At 39.5% G+C, this 23,062-nt stretch carries 18 protein-coding genes; 3 read left to right on the top strand and 15 right to left on the bottom strand.

What is annotated here, in order from left to right; translation table 11 throughout:
* Positions 1 to 9 precede the first annotated feature (9 nt).
* The 6 genes from NRL14_RS18345 to NRL14_RS18320 all read right to left on the bottom strand — a co-directional run bounded on the left by NRL14_RS18345 (position 10) and on the right by NRL14_RS18320 (position 6,962).
* Entirely contained in the window at positions 10 to 222 is a 213-nt protein-coding gene (locus NRL14_RS18345) for an EF-hand domain-containing protein (RefSeq protein ID WP_008138052.1), read from the bottom strand.
* Positions 223 to 689: 467 nt separating this feature from the next.
* On the bottom strand, positions 690 to 1,343 hold the full coding sequence (locus NRL14_RS18340; RefSeq protein WP_033031142.1) for a flagellar brake protein: 654 nt from the start codon (positions 1,341 to 1,343) through the stop codon (positions 690 to 692).
* Between the two features lie 43 nt (positions 1,344 to 1,386).
* Positions 1,387 to 2,838, bottom strand: coding sequence for a TrkH family potassium uptake protein (locus tag NRL14_RS18335; RefSeq protein WP_007377639.1), 1,452 nt, complete (start codon positions 2,836 to 2,838; stop codon positions 1,387 to 1,389).
* A gap of 96 nt (positions 2,839 to 2,934) precedes the next feature.
* Positions 2,935 to 3,549 carry a YigZ family protein gene (locus NRL14_RS18330; RefSeq protein ID WP_007377640.1) on the bottom strand — a complete coding sequence of 205 codons (615 nt, stop codon included), beginning with the start codon at positions 3,547 to 3,549 and terminating at the stop codon, positions 2,935 to 2,937.
* 88 nt (positions 3,550 to 3,637) lie between these two features.
* Positions 3,638 to 4,960 carry a Xaa-Pro dipeptidase gene (gene pepQ / locus NRL14_RS18325; protein ID WP_306725321.1) on the bottom strand — a complete coding sequence of 441 codons (1,323 nt, stop codon included), beginning with the start codon at positions 4,958 to 4,960 and terminating at the stop codon, positions 3,638 to 3,640.
* A 115-nt stretch (positions 4,961 to 5,075) separates the two neighbouring features.
* Complete coding sequence (locus tag NRL14_RS18320) at positions 5,076 to 6,962, bottom strand: transglycosylase SLT domain-containing protein (RefSeq protein ID WP_306725320.1); 1,887 nt, start codon at positions 6,960 to 6,962, stop codon at positions 5,076 to 5,078.
* A gap of 193 nt (positions 6,963 to 7,155) precedes the next feature.
* Between NRL14_RS18320 and fadB the strand changes: the two genes are divergently transcribed.
* From fadB to tusA, 3 genes are all read left to right on the top strand, one after another.
* Positions 7,156 to 9,315 (top strand): fatty acid oxidation complex subunit alpha FadB, encoded by a 2,160-nt coding sequence (gene fadB, locus NRL14_RS18315; protein ID WP_306725319.1) that lies wholly within the window; start codon positions 7,156 to 7,158, stop codon positions 9,313 to 9,315.
* A gap of 4 nt (positions 9,316 to 9,319) precedes the next feature.
* On the top strand, positions 9,320 to 10,489 hold the full coding sequence (fadA, locus tag NRL14_RS18310; RefSeq protein WP_004335189.1) for an acetyl-CoA C-acyltransferase FadA: 1,170 nt from the start codon (positions 9,320 to 9,322) through the stop codon (positions 10,487 to 10,489).
* A 314-nt stretch (positions 10,490 to 10,803) separates the two neighbouring features.
* Positions 10,804 to 11,043, top strand: coding sequence for a sulfurtransferase TusA (gene tusA, locus NRL14_RS18305; protein WP_007377644.1), 240 nt, complete (start codon positions 10,804 to 10,806; stop codon positions 11,041 to 11,043).
* On the opposite strand, the gene NRL14_RS18300 is transcribed toward tusA, so the two are convergent.
* The 9 genes from NRL14_RS18300 to dnaA all read right to left on the bottom strand — a co-directional run bounded on the left by NRL14_RS18300 (position 11,044) and on the right by dnaA (position 22,986).
* Complete coding sequence (locus NRL14_RS18300) at positions 11,044 to 11,793, bottom strand: HNH endonuclease (protein ID WP_306725318.1); 750 nt, start codon at positions 11,791 to 11,793, stop codon at positions 11,044 to 11,046.
* Positions 11,790 to 13,148: an AAA family ATPase gene (locus NRL14_RS18295; RefSeq protein ID WP_306725317.1), complete on the bottom strand. Its 1,359-nt coding sequence runs from the start codon at positions 13,146 to 13,148 to the stop codon at positions 11,790 to 11,792. The genes NRL14_RS18300 and NRL14_RS18295 overlap by 4 nt, the downstream gene beginning before the upstream one ends.
* A 142-nt stretch (positions 13,149 to 13,290) precedes the next feature.
* Positions 13,291 to 13,740: a hypothetical protein gene (locus NRL14_RS18290; RefSeq protein WP_306725316.1), complete on the bottom strand. Its 450-nt coding sequence runs from the start codon at positions 13,738 to 13,740 to the stop codon at positions 13,291 to 13,293.
* Positions 13,741 to 13,815: 75 nt separating this feature from the next.
* On the bottom strand, positions 13,816 to 15,885 hold the full coding sequence (glyS, locus tag NRL14_RS18285; RefSeq protein ID WP_306725315.1) for a glycine--tRNA ligase subunit beta: 2,070 nt from the start codon (positions 15,883 to 15,885) through the stop codon (positions 13,816 to 13,818).
* 2 nt (positions 15,886 to 15,887) lie between these two features.
* Positions 15,888 to 16,790 carry a glycine--tRNA ligase subunit alpha gene (glyQ, locus tag NRL14_RS18280; RefSeq protein ID WP_007377648.1) on the bottom strand — a complete coding sequence of 301 codons (903 nt, stop codon included), beginning with the start codon at positions 16,788 to 16,790 and terminating at the stop codon, positions 15,888 to 15,890.
* A gap of 141 nt (positions 16,791 to 16,931) precedes the next feature.
* On the bottom strand, positions 16,932 to 19,358 hold the full coding sequence (gyrB, locus tag NRL14_RS18275) for a DNA topoisomerase (ATP-hydrolyzing) subunit B (RefSeq protein ID WP_033040338.1): 2,427 nt from the start codon (positions 19,356 to 19,358) through the stop codon (positions 16,932 to 16,934).
* A gap of 12 nt (positions 19,359 to 19,370) precedes the next feature.
* Positions 19,371 to 20,465 (bottom strand): DNA replication/repair protein RecF, encoded by a 1,095-nt coding sequence (recF, locus tag NRL14_RS18270; protein ID WP_033040339.1) that lies wholly within the window; start codon positions 20,463 to 20,465, stop codon positions 19,371 to 19,373.
* Between the two features lie 15 nt (positions 20,466 to 20,480).
* Positions 20,481 to 21,584 (bottom strand): DNA polymerase III subunit beta, encoded by a 1,104-nt coding sequence (gene dnaN, locus NRL14_RS18265; protein ID WP_033031126.1) that lies wholly within the window; start codon positions 21,582 to 21,584, stop codon positions 20,481 to 20,483.
* Between the two features lie 13 nt (positions 21,585 to 21,597).
* Positions 21,598 to 22,986, bottom strand: a complete 1,389-nt coding sequence (gene dnaA, locus NRL14_RS18260; protein ID WP_306725314.1) for a chromosomal replication initiator protein DnaA — start codon at positions 22,984 to 22,986, stop codon at positions 21,598 to 21,600.
* Positions 22,987 to 23,062: the final 76 nt, after the last annotated feature.

The following is a 23,062-nucleotide window of genomic DNA, read 5'->3' as shown; positions in this document are numbered from 1 at the left end:
ACTTGTTAATTAAGCTTCTGAAAATTCTTCTTTTGATAACTCACCATTTTGGTCAGTATCAAGTTCTGAGAACATGCTCATTAACTTTGCATCTACTGATGCTTCTGCTTGGCTAATTGTGCCACTGCCGTCTACATCAAGTGTATCAAAGTCTGTTGCAGCAAAAGCGGCTGAAGAAGATGCTAATGCAATAAGTGCTAGTGCTTTATTAATGCGTTTCATAATATGTATCCTTCAAATTTATGTGTGTGCGATTAAGGTGTCTTACTTTAAATCACGCTTAAGTTCAGTACACCATGACTATTACAACTTAGGTGCCAACTTTTAAAAGTTATTATTTTTCATGTGGTTAACAATAAAAAATCGTAATATGGATAAATTTCAAGTGCTTTCCTGTTGCTTTTTAGCAACACAGCGATATGGAAAAAACAAAATAGACAATAAAAACAAGAGGTTAATTTAGATTAAAAAACCACAAATTATGAATTTAGATATTTTAAATGAGGTTTAAAGCAAAAATTCAGCTTTATTTTGGTTGGGTTTATTACATGAAATTAGATTATGGTAATCTTTTATTATTTTAAGCTACTGTTTTATATTATTTATTTAATTATTAAAAATAATAACCAAATAATTTTCATCTATAAAGCAGGCAATCGCTATTTTGTTGCAAAATAGCGAAATCTCTTTTAACCGACTTCGAATTCGAGCATGGAGGGATCAATAAAGTGCTCTTTCATAAAGGTATTCATTTCATCTTCACTGGCTAATAGTTTAATACCACATCTGATCCCCGCATCATGCTCTTTAACGCTACACACTTCGCCTTCAAAATTTTGCGCACTGCTATCTAGCATAATAGTACATTGCATATCTTTTATACTTTCAAGCTCTTTATTACTTCTAACATCAAACATAACTCCCGTTAATGAGATATCTTTAATAACACCTTCGAGTACTCTGTCGTCACTTAGTTTTAGCTTTGCAGGTAATAAAGTAGGGATACGCGTTTGCGAACGCAAACTAAATAACTGAACCTGTTCAGGAAAGTTTATAAAAATAAGCCGAGCCGGATGAGAAGAAATAGACATAATTTTCTGACGAAACGCAATTACTTTCCCACCGCTGCCTTCTATTAAAGCCCTCACGACAACGGTTATACCGTCACGTAAATAATCACTTGCCGCAGGTAAGCGTTTTGAGCTTGGATAATTTAAAATGATAAATTTATCATCAAGTAATCCCACCATCTCAGTCTTAATGCGTTTACTACTGGTAGGCGTTAAAATTTCTAGGTCGACCAAGCTGCCAATAATTATATTATTAAGATTGCTTATTGGCATATTCTCTCCCTTGTAATGTATTTTTTAAATAAAACAGTTAGCTTTATCCACGCCAAAACGTTGGCGTAAATAACACAAGTAAAGTAAATATTTCTAACCGGCCAAACACCATCGCAATAGTAAGCAACCATTTAGCGCCATCAGTTATCGCGCCATAATGCGATGCTACATCACCCAAACCTGGACCTAAATTATTTAAACAAGCAGCAGTGGCAGAGAACGCCGTTATGTTATCCATACCCGTGCCCATAAGCGCTAGCATAATAATAATAAACACCAGCGCATAAGCAGAGAAAAAACCCCACACAGCTTCTACCACTTTATCTGGCAACGCCTTTCGACCCAACTTAATTGAATATATAGCACGAGGATGCACCAAACGATTAAGCTCACGCACGCCCTGCAAATAAAGTAAAAATACGCGAACGACCTTCATACCACCACCGGTAGAGCCTGCACAGCCACCAATAAAGCTCGAAAATATAAGTAAAATAGGTAAAAACAAAGGCCATGTTGAAAAGTTATCAGTAGCAAAACCTGCCGTTGTACTCATTGATACTGCTTGGAATAAAGCCTGATCGAGGGTTTCGTCGCCATTAGCATATATTTCATTTGACGAAAGCACCGTAAAACAAATAACTACAAGTGCAAGCTGAATGCATAGGAAAACTTTAAATTCAGGGTCACGTAAATAAACTCTTACGTTTCGGCTCGATACAGCGGCATAATGTAGCGAAAAATTAATTGCAGCAATAATTAAAAAGAATACACAAATAAAGTTAATGACAGGGCTATCAAAGTGACCTATCGATGCGTCATAAGTAGAAAAGCCGCCTATCGCCACTGTAGAAAATGCATGGCAGATAGCATCAAACCAGCTCATTCCTGCCGCCCAATAAGCGAGCATACATGTCAACGTAAGCGACACATAAATGTACCAAAGATGCTTAGCTGTATCAGCAATCCGTGGAGTCATTTTTGAATCTTTTACCGGGCCTGGAATTTCAGCGCGGTACAACTGCATACCACCCACGCCTAACATAGGCAGTATAGCGACGGCGAGTACGATTATACCCATACCGCCAAACCACTGGAGTTGCTGGCGATAAAACAACACCGATTTGGGTAAATACTCAATACCGGTAAGCACTGTAGCGCCTGTGGTTGTTAAGCCAGAAAATGCTTCAAATACCGCATCAGCGAGCGATAAATTCGGTTCTTGTAAAAATATAAGCGGTAACGATGCAAATGCCCCAAGTACCAACCAAAACAAAACAACAATTAAAAAGCCTTCACGTGCTTTTAAGTCACCATTTTCATGACGGTTTGGGTAATAAGCCATCATGCCAATAACAACACTAAAGATAAATGCTAAAACAAAAGGAACACCACCACCGTCTTTATATATTAAAGACACCAGTGCTGGGGGCACCATGGTAATACTAAACAGCGCAACGAGTTGGCCAAGAATTTTTATGATGGTACGAAATTGCATTTAGCTTATCGCTTTTATTATTAGTAAATTCAGGTTGAGTAGTATCAACCAAATTAAATAGAGTGAATATGCATTACATGCAATTTGTGTAGGTTATTACTCTTTAATCGTTAACTCAACTGCGCCGTGACTTAAATCAAAAATATCTTTGATTGCTTGCTGCGCTTCGCGGCTATCTATTGTAATCACCCATTCAATATTAGCAGTAAATTGCTTATCAATATTAAGCACTTGATACTTTGTTTTTAATAACTGCTCAATCGCGCCTTGCATGCTGTACTCGCTACTCCCTGTAATTTCAACACTGGGAACTTTAAGCACTGTTTGCAACTTCACTAACGCATTGTTTAGTGAGCCACCATAAGCACGTACTAGTCCGCCAGTGCCTAATTTTATGCCGCCAAAGTAACGTGTGACGACAGCTGTGATTTCGCCAAGGCCTGAACCCACCAGCACATTTAACATAGGCTTTCCTGCAGTGCCATTTGGTTCACCATCGTCCGAAAAACCATAAACATGGCTGCCACCGGGGTTGCCTGCCACATGTGCCCAACAGTTATGACGCGCATCGCTATACTTTTCTTCAATGCTTTTAATAAATGCTTTAGCTGAATTTAAATCGGGGGTGTGTGCAATGTGAACTATAAACGTACTTTTTTTAATTTCTTCTTGATGAAAAACGTCAGCAGCAGGGTATTTATATTCAGACATATTTTAAACTTGTAAAAAGGGGGCCAAAAGGCCCCTTTAAATAATGTACGTATTTTAACGTGTATAAACTAATTGGTGTTAACTAGAATTAATCGAGCACTAAATCTCGTGTCATATTTTCTAGGCTATCTTCGTGAACAATAATGTTATCTTCAATACGAATGCCGCCAAATGGTTTAAATGACTCTACCTTTTCCCAGTTAATAAACTGCTTATTATCGGTTTGTGCTAAATCACCAAGCAGTGAATCAATAAAGTATAAACCAGGCTCAATAGTAAACACTTGGTTTTTTTCGATCAGGCGAGTACAACGCAAGAACGGATGCCCTTCAGGCGATGGTTGATGTGTGCCCTTTTCGTCACTCATAAAACCGCCCATATCATGCACTTGTAAACCAAGGTGATGCCCTAGTCCATGCGGGAAGAAAGTAGAGGTAATTTTACGCTCAACAATTTCTGTCGCGGGTAGGTTAACAATTTTAAAGTCACTGAGTATTTGTGCGATACGGTTATGGCATTCAACGTGTAAATCACCATAAAGCATACCCGGCTTTAAACCTTTACCTAACTCGATTTGTTGAACTGTCATCGCTTGTACAAGCTCAGCAAACTCACCTTGCTTTTTGAAATCATACGTACGAGTAATATCAGCGGCATAACCATTAAAGTTTGCACCGGCATCAATTAAAAATGAGTTATGAGTGTGTGGCGCTTTTGGATCAAAGTGCGTGTAATGCAAAATAGCGCAGTTTTCGTTAAGCGCAACAATGTTGCCGTACGGCATTTCATTTTCGCTTTGACGTGTCGCCATTAAATACGCTTGCTGAATATCGAACTCGCTACCACCATTAAAGAATGTATCGCGTGCAGCTTTATGCCCATCTACTGCAATGCGGTTAGCGTTGCGTAAACATTCAAGTTCGTACTGCGTTTTATAAGCGCGGTGGTAATGAAAATAGTTAAGTACAGGCTCAGGGTTCATAATACTAAAACCAAGTGCTTGCGCTACTTCAATGTATTCACCCATGTAAGCATATTTAGCTTTATCGTATGGTAATAACTTTTCAACTTGGTCAGGCTGAAGTAGTAGCTCTATATCAAAGTACTCGGCCCAAAAGTCGCGAGGCTCGTCTGGCACTTTATGCCAAAAATCTACTGGACGATAAAATATGAGTTTTGGCTTGTCGCTGCCATTTACCACAATCCAGCAATGAGGATTATCAATAACCGGTAACCATGCTTTAAACTGTGGATTAACTTTAAATGGATAATACATATCATCTAAAAACTGACGCTTAGCTTGGCCTGAATGAATTACTAATCCTTCTAACCCTTCGCTATTACAAATTGTACGAGTACGCTGTTGCAGTGTTGCAATATGTTCGGCGTATAAAACGGCTAATTTATCCATTGTTAATCCATCTGTTAAATTTAACTTGCTCTGAGTCTACCACTTATCCCCTCAGCGCTCAAAAAAGGGGGTGTCTAAACGCATTAGATATCCCCCTACTTTAAACTGATATTTACTAACCGCCCATTTTCATTTCGAGTAGCGGCGCTAATACATTACCTTCTCGGCCCATTCTTGTATGGTAAACCTGTCTGTACGCAAATACATTTTTTACGTAATCACGGGTTTCGCGATACGGAATAAGCTCTACCCATAACTCAGCCGGAATAGCGTCATCAGGTAACCAACGCTTTATACGGTGATAACCCGCATTATAAGAAGCTGTTGCCAGCACTTCATTGCCATGGTTTTTCTTTTTTAAGTATTGTAAGTAACTCGTACCCAACCTAATATTTGTTTTAGGTTGATATAAACGACTACTTGTCACACTGCCTTTATTTACATACTCAGCAGTACTAGGTAATAACTGCATTAAACCACGTGCATTAGCATGCGAGCGTGCATCTGGCGCAAAAGAGCTTTCGCGCCTTGCAATAGCAATACTCCACGCCACATCTATTTTGCTGCGTTTACTGTAGCGTTCAAATACATCTTGAAACGCAAACGGAAAACGTTGCTCTACGTTATCCCACGCTTTAATTTTTGCTAAAGTAAAAATGGTACTGTCGTGCCAGCCTAAATCTGTAGATAGTTGTGATGCAGCTAGCTTTTCTTCATCACTAGAGGTATCAGTTAAGTGATTCCACTCACGGCGAGCCGACGTGAAGCGCTCAAGATCATAAAGCGCTTTTGCTCGTTTAAAGCCTGGTGCATTACTAACGTTATCTACCAGTACCTTATCAACTATTAAAGGCTCATTATTTAAATCAACTGGCAACCCTAAGCGTGCGGCAGCTAAAAAGCCATAATAATCACGATTAGTCGCTACTTTTTTCCAAATATCGTCTGCTTTTTGCTGCTCGCCACGTTGTGCATAGCTATAAGCTAACCAATATTGCTGGCCGAGGCTTAAATTTTCTTTCCCTGTAAAAAATGCAGCAATCCCCTCCCAATCTTGGGTTTTGAGCATATTGCCCAATTGCCATTGAATAAGCTTGCTGTCTAGTCGCTCTTTTGGCACTTTATTTAGCCAAAAACTCGCTTGCTTATGCCCACTTGAAGCAAGTGACAACGCAAAGGTGTAATACACATCCGCTTTTTCTTCGTCGCTGTACTTAAATATTTTTTCTATCTTTTCCCATGCTTTTAAAGCGAGTGTTTTATCGCGCCAAACCAAACGCTTAACACCATAAATTGCTATTTGCCCTTCTTTAGCTGACTTTTTTTTGTATCGATATAAACCAGCAGAAGCACTAGGGTCTCGACGCACCTTTAGATATAAATCAGCCAAGTAGCGCTCATTTTTAGGTAATAACGTTTTTAAGTAAGGTAATAAACTTTGCTTTCCACCTTCGGCTGCAAGCGTAATTCGCTGCCAAACAGTTTCTTTATCCATGTAACCTTTTTTACGCCACACTGAAAAAAGCTCGTCGCACTCTTGCGGTTGCGACTTTCCGACAGTCCATAGATCGGTTACTTGATTTAGTATTGCTTTTTCAGGTGCACCTAAATCAAGCTGAAAATCCAAATAAGTGCACGTAAGCTCTGTATTTGATGTTTCACGGTAATTATTAATATATGCCGCTTTTTTATTTTTCTTTTTTAAATACGCTAACCATGCTTTACGCACCGGCCATTCAAGGGGCGTATGCTGATAAATAGTTAAATAGTTTTCTATTTCTGACTGGTATTTAATATTAGGATGTCGTTGCCAATACGTTTTTTCAACATACGGCTTTAACGGATGGTTAAGGTTACTAACCGCTTGTTTAAAATCTTGATAACTTCCATGACGGACTTTTTTTTCAGCATCTAAAAATGCATCGTTATCAATACTTGCCTCGGCAGAATGAAGAGGGAAAATGAATGCAGCTGCCGCAATGCTTAATAAATATTTTTTCATAATGTCCTTTAATAAAAAATTAAAGTAGTGAATAAAAACTTTTCAACCACCTTAGCACCAAACCAGCTATATTTTAACCAGTCGATTGTAACCGAGTTAAATTTTTCGTTGCATTTTTAATTTAAAGCAAGCACACTGATTGAAATGCAAACTCATCGTACCAGTCTTAGTTCGTCAACTAGGGAGAATAATAATGTTATATAAAAGCGATTCCTTTGAAGTTAGCTTCCTAAAGGAAAACATCGCCGAGTTTAAGTTTTGTGTTGCAGGTTCTGTAAACACATTATCTCAAAAAACTCTTTCAGATTGCGCAGCAGCATTAAAAGAATTAGCCGCCAATACTGATATCAAAGGCATGATTTTTACCAGTGATAAAGAGCACTTTATTATTGGTGCCGATATCTTCGAATTTTTACCTACATTTACTAAACCTGAAGAAGAATTAGTAGTGTGGATCAAAAACGCAACCGACGTTTTTGATGCAATTGAAGATTTACCATTCCCAACTCTAAGCGCTATAAACGGTATGGCACTTGGCGGTGGTTGTGAGTGGGCACTTGCTACCGATTATCGTGTAGCAAGCGAAACAGCTAAAATGGGCCTACCAGAAGTTAAACTTGGCATAATGCCAGGGTTTGGTGGCACAGTGCGCTTACCACGCATCATTGGCGCCGATAACGCGATGATGTGGATTACCTCAGGCGCAGAAAACCGCGCAGCAGATGCCCTTAATGTAGGTGCGTTTGACGCGGTAGTTAGTGCTGACAAACTTCTAGAGTCAAGTGTATCAACACTTGAACTAGCGATTGCTGGCAAGCTAGATTGGCAAGCAAAACGCAACGTAAAACTACAGCCACTTAAATTAAACCGTGTTGAGCAAGGCATGAGCTTCGCTATGGCAGAAGGTATGGTAATGGGTAAAACCAAAGGCCACTATCCTGCACCGGTTATGGCTGTACGTACTATTAAAGCAGCGGCAAACTGTACTCGCGATGAAGCAATGGCAATCGAAAATGCCAACTTTGCTAAATTAGCACGTACACCAGAAGCAGCTGCACAAACAGGTATATTCCTAGCTGACCAATACATTAAAGGCAAAGCACGTAAATTTGCTAAGCACAGCGATGTAGAAATTAAGCAAGCCGCTGTATTAGGTGCTGGTATTATGGGTGGCGGTATTGCATACCAGTCTGCTTATAAAGGTACACCTATTATAATGAAAGACATCCAACAAGATGCGCTTGATTTAGGTATGGGTGAAGCGTCTAAGTTATTAGGTGCAAAAGTTAAGCGTGGCCACATGCCAATGGAAAAAATGTTGGCAACACTTAGCAAAATTAAGCCAACACTTAACGCGTCAGACCTACAAAGTGCCAACATTATTGTTGAAGCCGTTGTAGAAAACCCTAAAGTTAAGCAAGCAGTACTCGCTGATCTTGAAAAGACCATGCCAGAAGGCACTGTACTTACTTCAAACACATCAACTATTTGTATTGATTTACTAGCACAAGCGCTAGATAAGCCAGAAAATTTCTGTGGTATGCACTTTTTCAATCCAGTGCCAAAAATGCCATTAGTAGAAATTATCCGTGGTGCAAAAACCTCAGATAAAACAATCAATGCAGTAGTTGATTACGCGCTTAAATTAGGTAAATCACCAATTGTTGTTAACGATTGCCCAGGCTTTTTTGTAAACCGTGTTTTATTCCCTTACTTTGCAGGTTTTAGCAAATTAGTGGTTGAAGGCGCTAACTTTGCAAAAGTAGATAAAGTAATGGAAAACGTATTTGGCTGGCCTATGGGTCCGGCTTACCTACTTGATGTTGTAGGTATTGATACAGCGTTCCATTGTACTGGCGTAATGGCTGACGGTTTCCCTGAGCGTATGGCGCGTGCTGATAAAGACCCTGTGACTATTTTTGCCAACGAAAAACGTTTTGGTCAAAAGAACAAAGCCGGTTTTTACAAATACGAAACAGATCGTCGCGGTCGTCTTAAAAAGTCTCATGACGAGACAGCAATTGAGCTATTAAGCCCAATTACAGACGCACCAAAAGAATTTGATAAACAAGAAATCATCGACCGTTGTATGATTCCAATGATCAACGAAGTGCTACTGTGCTTGCAAGAAGGCATTGTTGCCTCGCCGCAAGAAGCAGATATGGCATTAGTTTACGGTGTTGGTTTCCCTCCATTTAGAGGCGGCGCGTTCCGTTACTTAGATCAAACTGGTTTAGCTAACTTTGTTGCAGCAGCAGACAAGTACGCTCACCTAGGTGCGATTTACCAAGTATCTGAGCAAACTCGCAAGTGGGCCGAAGAAGGTCGTGTTTTCTATAAGGTGGAAGGTTAATATCATGAATAATCCAGTAATTGTAGATTGTATCCGCACACCAATGGGTCGCTCTAAAAGTGGTGTATTCAAACATAAACGTGCAGAAGACTTAAGCGCACATTTAATGAAAGGCTTACTAGATCGCAACCCAGCAGTTGATCCAGCATCAATTGACGATATTTATTGGGGTTGTGTACAGCAAACATTAGAGCAAGGCTTTAACGTAGCACGTAACGCATCATTGCTTGCCGGTATTCCGCACAGCGTTCCTGCTGTTACGGTTAACCGTTTATGTGGCTCTTCTATGCAAGCATTGCATGACGCAGCACGCGCAATAATGACAGGCGCTGGCGACACTTACCTAATTGGTGGTGTTGAGCACATGGGTCACGTACCTATGACTCACGGCAACGACTTTCACCCAGGCTTAGCAACATCAATTGCACAAGCGTCTGGCTCTATGGGCTTAACAGCAGAATACCTTGCTACGCTTCATGGCATTAGCCGTGAGCAACAAGATGAATTTGCTTACCGTTCACATCAACGTGCACAAGCTGCAACTGTTGAAGGCCGTTTCCGTCGCGAAATTTTAGCAATGGAAGGTCACGCAGCAGATGGTTCGCTTATCTTAGTTGAAGACGACGAAGTAATTCGCCCAGAAACAACGGTAGAAGGCCTATCAAAGCTTCGCCCTGTATTTAATCCTGCATCGGGTACGGTAACAGCCGGTACGTCTTCTGCTCTTTCTGACGGCGCATCTGCAATGTTAGTAATGAGCGAAGAAAAAGCAAAAGAACTTGGTTTACCAATTCGAGCGCGCATTAAAGCAATGGCAGTCGCTGGTTGCGATCCATCAATTATGGGTTACGGCCCAGTACCAGCAAGTAAAAAAGCACTTGCACAAGCCGGTATTACAATTGATGACTTAGGCGTAGTAGAACTTAACGAAGCCTTTGCAGCACAATCATTACCTGTAATGAAAGATTTAGGGTTAATGGATGTTGTTGACGAAAAAGTGAATTTAAATGGCGGCGCAATCGCACTTGGTCACCCACTGGGTTGTTCGGGTTCGCGTATTAGCACATCGCTTATTCACTTAATGGAAGACAAAAATGTACGATACGGTTTAGCAACTATGTGTATTGGTTTAGGCCAAGGCATTGCAACTGTATTTGAACGTGTTCAAGACTAATTAGTTTAAACATGTAAAACCATCTTGGTGATTAAAAAGGCGAACTGATTTTATTCAGTTCGCCTTTTTTATTAGCTTCAATTTATGAAAACGACCCTTTATCAAGCAAGCATGTAACAGCGTAATCATGTGATCGGGCGTATTATTAAATAACGTGTTTTGCAGCAATAATGTTTCAAATGAAATGGGCATATTAAGATAAGTAAAGTAGTTAAATTACACTTAAAATTGCGTTAAACTGCCAAACTTATTAATTGCTATACCTAAGCACTCGCGTACACCGCAATCACTTTAATTCAACAGGCGAATTTATTATGAGCTTTGATAATCCCGATCACCAATTAGATGCCATAGGCCTTCGCTGCCCAGAGCCAGTAATGATGGTACGTGCTGCTATTCGTAAAATGAGTGATGGTGAAACGTTATTAATAACTGCTGATGACCCATCAACCACTCGCGACATTCCGAGCTTTTGTACGTTTATGGATCACACGCTGGTGGCTAAAGATGCAGAAGAAGCACCGTATAGATATGTGGTGAAGAAAGGGTTGTAGCTAAATCTTACCGCCTGACTCTAAATTATCATCATTTGGATGTTGTGAATTACTCGCTCCAAATTCATCAAAACATCCACTATTTTTAGTTCCTCTTACTGATTCTATAAATAGTTTTTTAATATTTATTTCTTGCTCAAAAACTTTCATCCAAATACTGAAAAAACCATTCGATAGCATTTCTCGAACAATAGTTCTTTGTAGAGCTTCTTTATCGACACAGTTCCGAAAGTCTTCATATGCATTAAGCGCTATCATCCATACATTTAGCCTTTGAACCCTACGATCTTTAGCAACTCCACTCAAATCAGAGTTAATACTATTATTTAGCCCTAATAAGTTAATTGTATTTATTGCCATTTGCTTATCATGTTCGTTTAATCCATCTTTTGGTTCGATAGTTCCATCTTGCTTATATTGAATAGCTCTAAAGGTATTATCTCTGTCAGGGAGAAAAATAGATTTTAAATCAACCTCTTTAGATCCCTTGGTAGAGTTACAGTTCACACAGGCTAGTAGGAAATTACTCCACTCTTTTTGTAGTTCGGGTTTTCCAAAATCACCATTTTTAGGTTCAATATGCTCTACAGCTAGATTAGTCTGGATACATCTTTCACAATAGCTGCAGTACTGACCAATTTTAATGCCATTCCACTCGCCGATACCCACTCGCTCTAAAAGGTAATCAAAGGCATCTTCATACCTATTAAATGCTGCAACAGGCGTAGCCCCTTTTTTTACTGGTCTCATAACTCAAAACCAGTTCTAGCTGTATATTTACGTTCTAGAAAGGCTTGATAAGCTGGATTATCGGAATAAGGCTTAATTAACTCAGCTAATTGAGTTTGATATTTTTGATGAAACTCTGATGGTGAAAGCCGATCATTGTCTAATGTTTCTAAAAAACTATGCGCTACCTCTTTTAATAGCTCGTACTGAACTGACACATCAGGCCGATTTACTCCCATATTTTTTGCAATTTCTTCAATGCCTTTATTGGAATACTCAGTCAAAGGCTCACCATCTAACATGATCAGTTCATCACTTGATCTGAGAGATTGAATTAGAAATGGAGAATGTGTTGTACAAATAAATTGAATTTTAGGAAACACATTTCTTAAATCTTCAATTACACGTCTTTGCCATTTAGGGTGGAGATGTAAATCAAGCTCATCAATTAGGACAACTCCTTGTGTTTTTTCGCAGACGCTTTCTTGCAAATGAGGGTTCAATATTGCCGCCCTTCTAGCTATGTCGCAAAAAAGCCCTAGTATAGTCCTCTGTCCGTCACTTAAGTGCTCAAATGGTGTTGAGCTTCCATCTTCAAACCTGACCATCACCCTTGATTCATCAAAATCAAAACCAAATCCTACACAACTTTCTAAAGCTTTTTTTGCAGCATACTCGATTGCCATTTTCATTGGTGACTTTATTTTCTTTTGTAACTCGGCTAACTCAAGCTTCAGTAACCAAACTGCAATAGCTTTATCATCAGCTCCAGTATGAAAACAATCTAAATATGGTTCAAATCTTGAGTATTGTTTTTTAGCGGAATCTTCAATATCAATTTTATCTTTAGATATCCATAAACGGTCACACTCATAAAAAGCAATTAAAGGTAAATCAAAGTTGGTTCCCTTCTCAATGTAATTAAGGACATCACTTCCAAGTGTTGAAAAGTTTAACGAATACTCTTTCCCATTATAGGTCTTCGTACCACTATTCTGGTACTGAATAGTTCCGCTTATATATGTCTCATTATTTCCCTCAAAACGAGTTCTTGCCCATTTTACTTTTCCATAAGTAAAAGTATTGAATCTATTAATAATAGGAAATTCACCTAATGCTTCAATCCTTGTCGTCTGTGCTTTATCAAAACGTCCGTTACTTTCAATCTCTCTAATTTCATCAAATTCAATTGGTCTTAAGTTATTGTTACTCTTGATATAAGCATTAGCCCAACCAGCAAGAGAAATTGCCACACTTTTAAGCAGAGAGCTTTTACCACAACCATTCACACCAACAATCAAGTTAAACTCTGAATTTAATGTAAATTTTGAGTCGGTAAACAGTTTAAAATTTTGAATGAAAATGCTGCTTAACATGATGTTCGCTCGATACTAAATACAACAGAAATATTAAAGGACTATAGCATAAGAATATATAAACTCAGTAATTTAGGAGTAGATTAAGCCTAGGATAAATCCAAATAAAAATTTATTTTAGGCTTAATAATCTTCTAAGAAATCACTTCTTGGTTATCGTTACTTGTGGCTTGTCGTAGTCACTGTAATCAATACTTACTATGTACGTGCCTTTTATTGCTGGTGTGAAACTAAAGTAGTTATAAATAGTATTACAGTCTGCGATAGCTGGCTGGCCGAGTGTTAGGCTTTGCCCTGCTGGTTGTGAGTCGCTGTAACCACAGTTGTAGCCTTCACTAAAGTCGGCATCGGCTATTTTAAATTCGTACACTTTACCAGGCGTCGAAAATTTCACTTCTGCTTGATAAAGCGCAGGACCTACTGACATAAATTGATACTGGGGTTCTGCATCCCACAGTGTAAAGTCGCCACGTAAGTAAATTGTGCGGTCAAGCTCTTGCTGTGGTAATACATCGTTAATCGAAATTTGGCTTGTACAGGCAGTAAGTAAACCAGCAATTGCTAAGGTTAAAATTCGTTTCATAGAAATCATCAATGGGGTTTCCTTTGCATACAGTGAAAACTAAAAAGCCAGCAAAACGCTGGCTTTTAAAATTGCTAATCGGTGTTATTTTTGTAAAACAGAAATATCTGCAATACCTAAAAACAATCCGCTTAACTGGCTTAGCAGCGCAAGACGATTTTGCTTAACAGCTTCATCGTCGGCCATAACCATTACGTTGTCAAAAAAGTTATCAACACTTTCGCGAATACCTGCCAATTGGCTTAATGCTTCTTGGTAGTTTCCATCTGCGTAAAGTGGTGCAAGGTCAGTGGCAAATTTTGCTACTTGTGATGCCAATACTTTTTCAGCGTCGTCGTTTAATAAGCTCTCATCAACACTACCTTGGCTAGTAATGTCGTTTTTAGCCAGAATATTACCTACACGCTTATTAGCTGCTGCAAGCGCTTCTGCTGCTTCTAATGTACGGAAGTGGCTTACGGCTTTAACACGGCGATCAAAATCAACAGGTTTAGTCGGACGACGTGCAAGCACTGCTTGAATTACGTCTACTTCAATACCTTCGTCTTGATACCAAGCACGAAAGCGCCCTAGCATAAATTCAAATACGTCAGTTGATACATTTAAGTTAGTTAACTTGTCGCCAAACAATGTTTGCGATTTAGCTACTAGGTCTAAAATATCAAGTGGTAGTTCTTTTTCTACCATAATGCGAAGTGCACCAATAGCAGCACGACGAAGAGCAAATGGGTCTTTGTCACCTTTAGGTGCCTGGCCTATACCAAAAATACCCACCAGCGTATCAAACTTATCAGCAATCGCTACTGCACAGCTAATTAAGTTTGTAGGTAAGTTATCCCCTGCAAAGCGTGGCATGTACTGCTCGTTTTGCGCTACGGCTACATCTTCGGCTTCACCATCGTGGCGAGCGTAATGCATTCCCATTACACCTTGTACGTCGGTAAATTCCATTACCATTTCAGTCATTAGGTCAGTTTTACTTAATAAGCCTGCACGCTGCGCTAGGTCTTTATCAGCACCTAATTGCTCAGCAATGTAACCCGCAAGTTCACTAATACGCTGAGACTTATCTTTAAGCGTACCAAGTTGCTTTTGGAACAATACGCTATCAAGCGACTCTAATCGGCTTTCTAGGGTTTTCTTTTTATCTGTTTCAAAGAAGAACTGTGCATCGGCTAAACGCGGGCGCACTACTTTTTCGTTACCAGAAATAACCACACTTGGATCTTTACTTTCGATGTTAGATACAAACAAAAACTTATTTAAAAGTTTGCCGTTTTGATCTAATAACGGGAAGTATTTTTGATCGTCTTTCATGGTGTAAATTAACGCTTCGGCTGGTACATCTAAAAATGCTTCTTCAAATGTTGCCGTTAAAGTCACTGGCCACTCTACAAGTGATGTTACTTCTTCTAGTAAATCTTCATCCATTGCAACAACAGCGTTAACTGCGCTTGCAGCCTCTTCTATTTGTGCACGAATTTGCGCTTTACGTTGTTCGTAATCAGCAATAACGTAAGCAGATTTAAGTACGTCAAAAACGTCGTCCGCATGGTTTATGCTAATTTTTTCTGGGTGGTGAAAGCGATGACCCTGAAGCTGGTTAGTTATTTTCTTACCAAGAATTTCGCCTTCAAGTAACTCATCACCAAACAAGATAGTTACTGTGTGCACTGGTCGAATAAATTGTGTTTTATTCGCGCCCCAACGCATTGGTTTAGGAATCGGTAGTTTAGCCAATGCTTTAGTAATTGCACCTGTCATTAGCGTTTTAGTTTCTTGCCCTGCTACTTTAGCAATGTGCAATAACCATGCTCCTTTGTCTGTTTCGAGTGTTTGTGCATCTTTTACTTCAATACCACAACCACGTGCCCAACCCATTGCTGCTTTTGTTGGGTTACCGTCACCGTCAAATGCGGCTTTAGTTGCTGGACCGCGTTTTTCAACTTCTTTGTCTTGTTGCTTAGCTTCAAGCACTTTTACTTGTAAACCTAAACGACGAGGCGATGCATACCAGCTTACGCCTTGATGTGCTAACTCTAGTGTTTCAAGCTCTGCAGTTAAGTTTGCAGCAAAGGCTTCTGCTAATTTACGCAGTGCTTTTGGTGGCAACTCTTCTGTGCCAATTTCTACTAATAAATTTTGTGCTGACATACTTACTTATCCTTACACAGCGGGAAACCAAGCGCTTCGCGTTTGTCATAGTAACTTTGTGCACACGCTTTTGATAACGCACGAACGCGTAAAATATAACGTTGACGTTCGGTTACCGAAATTGCGTGGCGTGCGTCTAGTAAGTTAAATGCATGCGATGCTTTCATTACTTGCTCGTAAGCAGGTAGTGGTAAGTTTGCTTCAATTAACTTTTGGCTCTCTGCTTCACATTTATCAAACTGTGCAAATAAGTCTTCTACGTTTGCATGTTCAAAGTTGTAAGTAGACTGCTCTACTTCATTTTGATGGAACACGTCGCCGTAGGTTACGCGCCCTAGTGGACCGTCTGCCCATACTAAGTCGTAAATACTATCTACGCCTTGAATGTACATTGCCAAACGCTCTAGGCCGTAAGTGATCTCACCCGTTACAGGTGAACACTCAATACCGCCAACTTGTTGAAAGTAGGTAAACTGCGTTACTTCCATGCCGTTTAACCAAATTTCCCAACCTAGGCCCCACGCACCTAACGTAGGTGATTCCCAGTTATCTTCTACAAAGCGAACTTCGTGAGTTAGCGTATCGATACCCATAGCCGCTAACGAGCCTAAGTAAAGCTCTTGGATGTTATCTGGTGATGGCTTTAAAACCACCTGAAATTGGTAATAGTGTTGCAAGCGATTTGGGTTTTCACCGTAGCGACCATCTGTAGGACGACGACACGGTTGAACGTAAGCACTCGACATTGGTTCTGGACCAATAGACTTTAAAAATGTTTGCGGGTGAAATGTCCCGGCGCCCACTTCCATATCAAGTGGTTGAATAATGACACAGCCTTGCTGCGCCCAATAATCCTGTAAAGCCAGGATCAAACCTTGAAAGGTTTTTACGTCATATTTTTGCATATTTGGCTTTTTACTATCTAAGAAGTAGCGTGAAAATTACCTTTAGTATACCGTGTGTACACTCAGGTTTTAAGCAGTTTGTGTAATTGAAGAAAATAAAAAAGGAGCCATCAGGCTCCTTTTTTAGTGTAAATATTCTTTTTATACGTCTAAGTTAACTACGCGCAGTGCGTTAGTTTCAATAAACTCACGACGAGGCTCTACTTGGTCACCCATTAAGGTAGCAAATAATTGATCCGCGCCTACGGCATCTTCGATCGTCACTTGTAACATACGACGAGCACTAGGATCCATTGTGGTTTCCCAAAGCTGGCTTGGGTTCATTTCGCCCAATCCTTTATAACGCTGAATATATAGACCACGTTTAGATTCTGCGATCAACCATTCTAAAGCATCCACAAAGTTATCAACAGGAAGTGTTTTCTCTCCACGTTGAATATAAGCGCCTTCTGTAATGATATTTGCGATGTTAACACCAGTCACAGCAATACGTTGGTAATCGCGTGAGGTAATAAAGTCATAGCTCAACACATGCGATTTATCAACACCATGCTGACGAATATTCACAACCGGATAATATAAATTACGCTCTGTATCATGCTCTGTTGCAGCATTAAAAATAGTCGCATCTTCATCTCGTGCTATTAGGTCGTCTACTAGCTCTTTAGTCCACTCAATTACTTTAGCTTCATCTGAAAGGTCTTCTTTTTTCAGTTCGCTTTGATAAATTAAACGCTCCATTACCGTACTTGGGTATTTACGTTTTAAGCGTTCGATTACTTTAACTGTGTTTTGGTAATCATGAACTATTGTCTCTAGTGCTTCACCTTCAAGCGCCGACGCATCTGCACTTGTATATAAAGCCGCATTATTAAGCGCAAGCGATGTTAAGTATTCAACTAATGCTGGATCATCTTTAATATAACGCTCTTGCTTACCCTTTTTCACTTTGTAAAGTGGTGGCTGAGCAATATAAATATAGCCGCGTTCTACAATTTCAGGCATTTGACGATAGAAGAATGTTAGTAGTAACGTACGAATGTGAGAACCATCCACGTCCGCATCGGTCATGATAATGATACGATGGTAACGTAATTTTTCAGGGTTATATTCGTCACGTCCAATACCACAACCTAATGCAGTAATTAGCGTTGCCACTTCTTGCGAAGATAACATCTTGTCAAAACGTGCTTTTTCTACGTTTAAGATTTTACCCTTAAGCGGAAGAATAGCTTGGTTTTTACGGTTACGTCCCTGCTTGGCTGATCCGCCAGCAGAGTCCCCTTCCACTATATATAGTTCAGATTGGGCTGGGTCTTTTTCTTGGCAATCAGCTAGCTTACCCGGCAAGCCAGCTAAGTCCATTGCACCTTTACGTCGTGTCATTTCACGGGCTTTACGCGCCGCTTCACGTGCACGAGATGCATCAATGATTTTACCAACAACAATTTTGGCATCTACTGGGTTTTCTAATAAAAACTCAGTGAACTTTTCAGCCATTGCTTGCTCAACCGCAGATTTAACTTCGCTTGAAACGAGCTTATCTTTTGTTTGCGATGAGAACTTAGGATCAGGAACTTTAACACTAACAACAGCCGTTAAACCTTCGCGGGCATCATCACCGGTCGCATTACTGGTCGTTTTAGCTTTTTTGTTAAAGCCTTCTTTTTCCATGTAATTGTTAAGCGTACGTGTTAGCGCAGATCTAAAACCGGCTAAATGAGTACCACCATCACGTTGTGGAATATTATTTGTAAAACAGTAAATGTTTTCTTGGTATGCATCATTCCACTGCATTGATACTTCAACGCTAATACCATCTTCTTCACGTTCATGAGTAAAATGGAATACACCTTTATGTATAGGTGTTTTATTACGGTTTAAGTATTCTACGAAAGCCTGAATACCGCCTTCGTATTTAAAGTGGTCAGATTTATTTTCTTCACGTTCATCATTTAAAATGATGCTCACACCTGAATTTAGGAATGAAAGCTCACGTAAACGCTTAGCTAAAATTTCGTAATGAAAATCTAAATTTGTGAATGTTTCACCACTTGGCCAAAAACGCAGTTCTGTACCAGTCGTTTCTGAGTCACCAATAACAGCTAAAGGTGCATCGGGAACGCCCATAGTGTAAAACTGCTCGTGTAGTTTACCTTCACGGCGAACGGTAAGTTTTAGTTTTTCTGAAAGTGCATTTACAACAGAAACACCAACACCGTGTAAGCCACCCGATACTTTATAAGAGTTATCATCAAACTTACCACCAGCATGAAGTACCGTCATAATAACTTCGGCTGCTGATACGCCTTCTTCTTCATGGATAGAAGTTGGGATACCACGGCCGTTATCTCGTACTGAGACAGAACCGTCTAAGTGAATAGTTACATAAATATCATCACAATGACCTGCTAGGGCTTCATCGATAGAGTTATCAACGACCTCAAACACCATGTGGTGTAAGCCTGTGCCATCATCGGTGTCCCCAATATACATTCCAGGACGCTTTCTTACTGCGTCTAATCCTTTAAGTACTTTAATACTCGACGAGTCATAATTCTCAGACATGGTTAATCCCACTTATCTTGTTATTAGGTTGCCATGTTTCACGTGGAACATTTGTAGTTCTCGTTGCATGGGTTCCACCACAGCAGAAATACTTTCAGATAAAATTGAAGAGATAAAAATTTGAGAACTGCAGTGAGCAAGTAATTGTCCCACTTTCTCTTTTGTATCTTCGCCTAACTCTGAAGGTAGATCATCTATTAGCAATATAGATTGCTTATCTGTCTCTGACTCAATTAAGCTATTTTGCGTAACTTTTAACGCATATAGTAATAACTTCAATTGACCGCGTGAGAATGTATTCTCCACACTGTTGCCAGCGACACTAAAACTAAAGTCGGCCTTATGAGGCCCTTTACTTGTAAACCCTTGGCGAGCATCTCGCTCAAAGTTTTGCTCTAACGCATCTGCAAGAGATTCAGTCTCTTTCCAACCTGCATTAAAGGTCATTTCTAAATCGCGTACAAGCGTTAATTCTGCACACATTTTATCAAAAAACTGCTGCTTAAACCTACTTATATACGCCAATCTTAATTTATTTATTTCTTCAGCCAGTCTAACAAATTCTTTGTCCCAAAACTTAATTTGGTCAAAATAATTCTTTGGCTTAGTTTTTAACAATGCATTACGCTGTTTAAGTACTTTATTAAACGATTGCCACAAAAAAAAGAACTCATGTTCCACGTGGAACAAACCTAAATCTAAAAACTTTCTGCGCTCTTTTGGCCCGCCAAAAAATAAAGAATAACTCTCTGGTGTAATAATTTGTACCGGCATAAGTTGAGCAAGTTCTGATATTTTACGGCTCGCCTTACCTTGAATTTTTAAATTAGTTTCACCCGTTTGGGTTTTACTAATACCAATTGGAATAGATAAGTCGTGTATTGTTTTGCGCCCGTGAATTACAAACTGATCTTGCTGATGCGCGATAATACTTTTGTGTTTTGGAGTACGAAAAGATTTGCCGTGAGAAAGGTAATAAATAGCCTCTAAAAGGCTGGTTTTTCCGCTGCCATTTTCACCATATATTATATTAACGCCGTTAACTGGTTCTAGCGTCAGCGCCTCAATATTACGAAAATATTTGAGGCTCAAATGACTTAAGCTCATTGTGTATTTATAGTCTTATAAACGCATAGGCATAACAACGTACATTGCTTCTTCATCGCCTGCACCTTCAATTAATGCACTGCTGTTTGAGTCGGCTAATGTAAATAGTACGTCTTCTGTTTTTAATGTGTTTAGTACATCTAATACGTAAGACACGTTAAAGCCTATTTCTAGATCCGCGCCTTGGTAACTTACTTCAACAACCTCTTCCGCTTGTTCTTGCTCTGGATTATTAGCTGTAATTTTTAATAAACCGTTTGATAAGTTTAAGCGTACACCACGAAACTTTTCATTAGATAAAATAGACACACGTTGAAATGCACTACGTAACCATTCACGGTTAGCTGTAATAACTTTGTCACCACCACGCGGTAATACACGACGGTAATCTGGAAAACGTCCATCAACTAGCTTACTTGTAAATGTAAACTCTAAATCGATAATACGGATATGATTAGCGCCAAACTGAATTGTTACTAACTCGTCATCAGCGACCATAAGGCGCATTATTTCTTGCACACCTTTACGAGGTATTATTAATTGACGCTGAGTATTAAGCGATTGCGTTAGCTGTTTTTGCGCAATCGCTAAACGGTGGCCATCTGTTGCGACTGTTTTTATATCAGTATTATCTACTTCAAACGACATACCATTTAAATAATAACGTACGTCTTGATTCGCCATCGAGAAATGCGTGCTTTCGAGTAACTTACGAAGCTCTAAACGAGTTAGTTGAAATTCAACCTCTCCGTCCCACTCTTCTAGATTAGGAAAATCATCAGCAGATAATGTCGTTAATGAAAAACGGCTTTTACCACTGGTTAAAAGTAATTGATGCTCTTGCAAGCTTAAAGTAATGTCTGAACCGTCTGGTAGACTTTTACAAATATCGAGTAACTTTTTAGCGGGTAACGTTAGTTTTGTATCGGCAATATCGTCACCTACAAATACGCCAGAAACTAATTCAATTTCAAGGTCTGTACCTGTCATTGAAAGTTGTCCGTTTTCTACCACTAACAAAACGTTAGATAAAATTGGTAGTGTGTGTTTGCGCTCTATTGCACCTGACACTTGCACCAATGGCTTTAAAAATTGTTGTCTTGATATTGTTATTTGCATAATAAAGTCAGCCCTAAGATGACAATGTTCTTATTAAGTTTTGATAATCTTCTTTAATTTCGTGGCTTTCGTCACGTAGTGATTTTATCTTACGACATGCGTGCAATACGGTCGTATGATCGCGTCCACCAAATGCGTCACCAATCTCAGGTAAGCTGTGATTAGTTAATTCTTTAGATAATGCCATAGCAACTTGGCGAGGCCTTGCTATAGAGCGACTGCGGCGCTTAGACAACAGATCTGATACACGAATTCGATAGTACTCTGCTACGGTGCGCTGAATATTATCAATCGTAACCAGTTTGTCTTGCAAAGCAAGTAAATCGCGCAGTGCTTCTTTTACAAAATCGATCGAAATTGGACGACCGGTAAAGTTAGCATTGGCGATTACACGGTTAAGTGCACCTTCTAATTCACGCACATTTGAGCGTAACTTTTTAGCAATAAAAAAAGCAACTTCGTGTGGTAAATTAATTTTACTTTGCTGTGCTTTTTTCATCAAAATAGCAACGCGTGTTTCAAGCTCTGGTGGCTCAATCGCGATAGTTAAACCCCAACCAAAACGTGATTTAAGGCGGTCTTCAACGCCTTCAATCTCTTTAGGATAACGGTCAGAGGTTAAAATAATTTGTTGGTTACCTTCAAGCAATGCATTAAAGGTATGGAAGAACTCTTCTTGGGAGCGCTCTTTGTTAGCAAAAAATTGAATGTCATCAATCATTAATGCATCAACACTGCGATAATAACGTTTGAACTCTTCAATTGCGTTATTTTGTAGTGCTTTTACCATGTCTTGAACAAAGCGTTCTGAATGCATATAAACAATTTTAGCGTCTGGCTTATTTGCCATAATGCCATTGCCTACTGCATGTAATAAGTGAGTTTTACCTAAACCAGTACCACCGTATATAAATACAGGGTTAAAAGCAGAACCAGGATTGTCGGCAACCTGTGTGGCCGCAGCTTTTGCTAATTGGTTTGATTTACCTTCAACAAAGCTATCAAAGGTATAGTTCTCTTTAATATTAGATTTGTAACCTGACTTAGGTGCAGGCTCAACCACCGGCTTTTGCTCACGAGGTTGCTGTTTTGCTGAAGCGTGTGCGCTTGGCGCAGATTGTGTTTCTGCAACCGGTGCAGCTTGAGCGTTTAATAAAGGTTTACTTCCTACATCAAAACGCAGCTCTGGTGCTTCAACACCACAAATTTCTACTAATAGTTCGTTAATTCTATTGAGGTACTTTTCTCTCACCCAATCAAGCACAAAGCGATTAGGTGCATAAATCGTCAAGGTATCTTCGGTACTTTCTGCTTGAAGTGGTCTTACCCACATACTGAACTGCTGCGAAGGCAATTCATCTTGCAATACATATAAACAACTTTGCCAAACCGACAGATACACAGTTAAACTCCCAGAGATATAATTTTTATTCCCGCACATCATTAATGATTAAAAATCATGCATTTATTGCGTCAAA

Origin of the sequence: Pseudoalteromonas sp. 20-92 (assembly GCF_030847595.1) — a bacterium.
Taxonomy (GTDB): domain Bacteria; phylum Pseudomonadota; class Gammaproteobacteria; order Enterobacterales; family Alteromonadaceae; genus Pseudoalteromonas; species Pseudoalteromonas fuliginea.
This window is presented reverse-complemented; position numbering and strand designations above follow the sequence as displayed.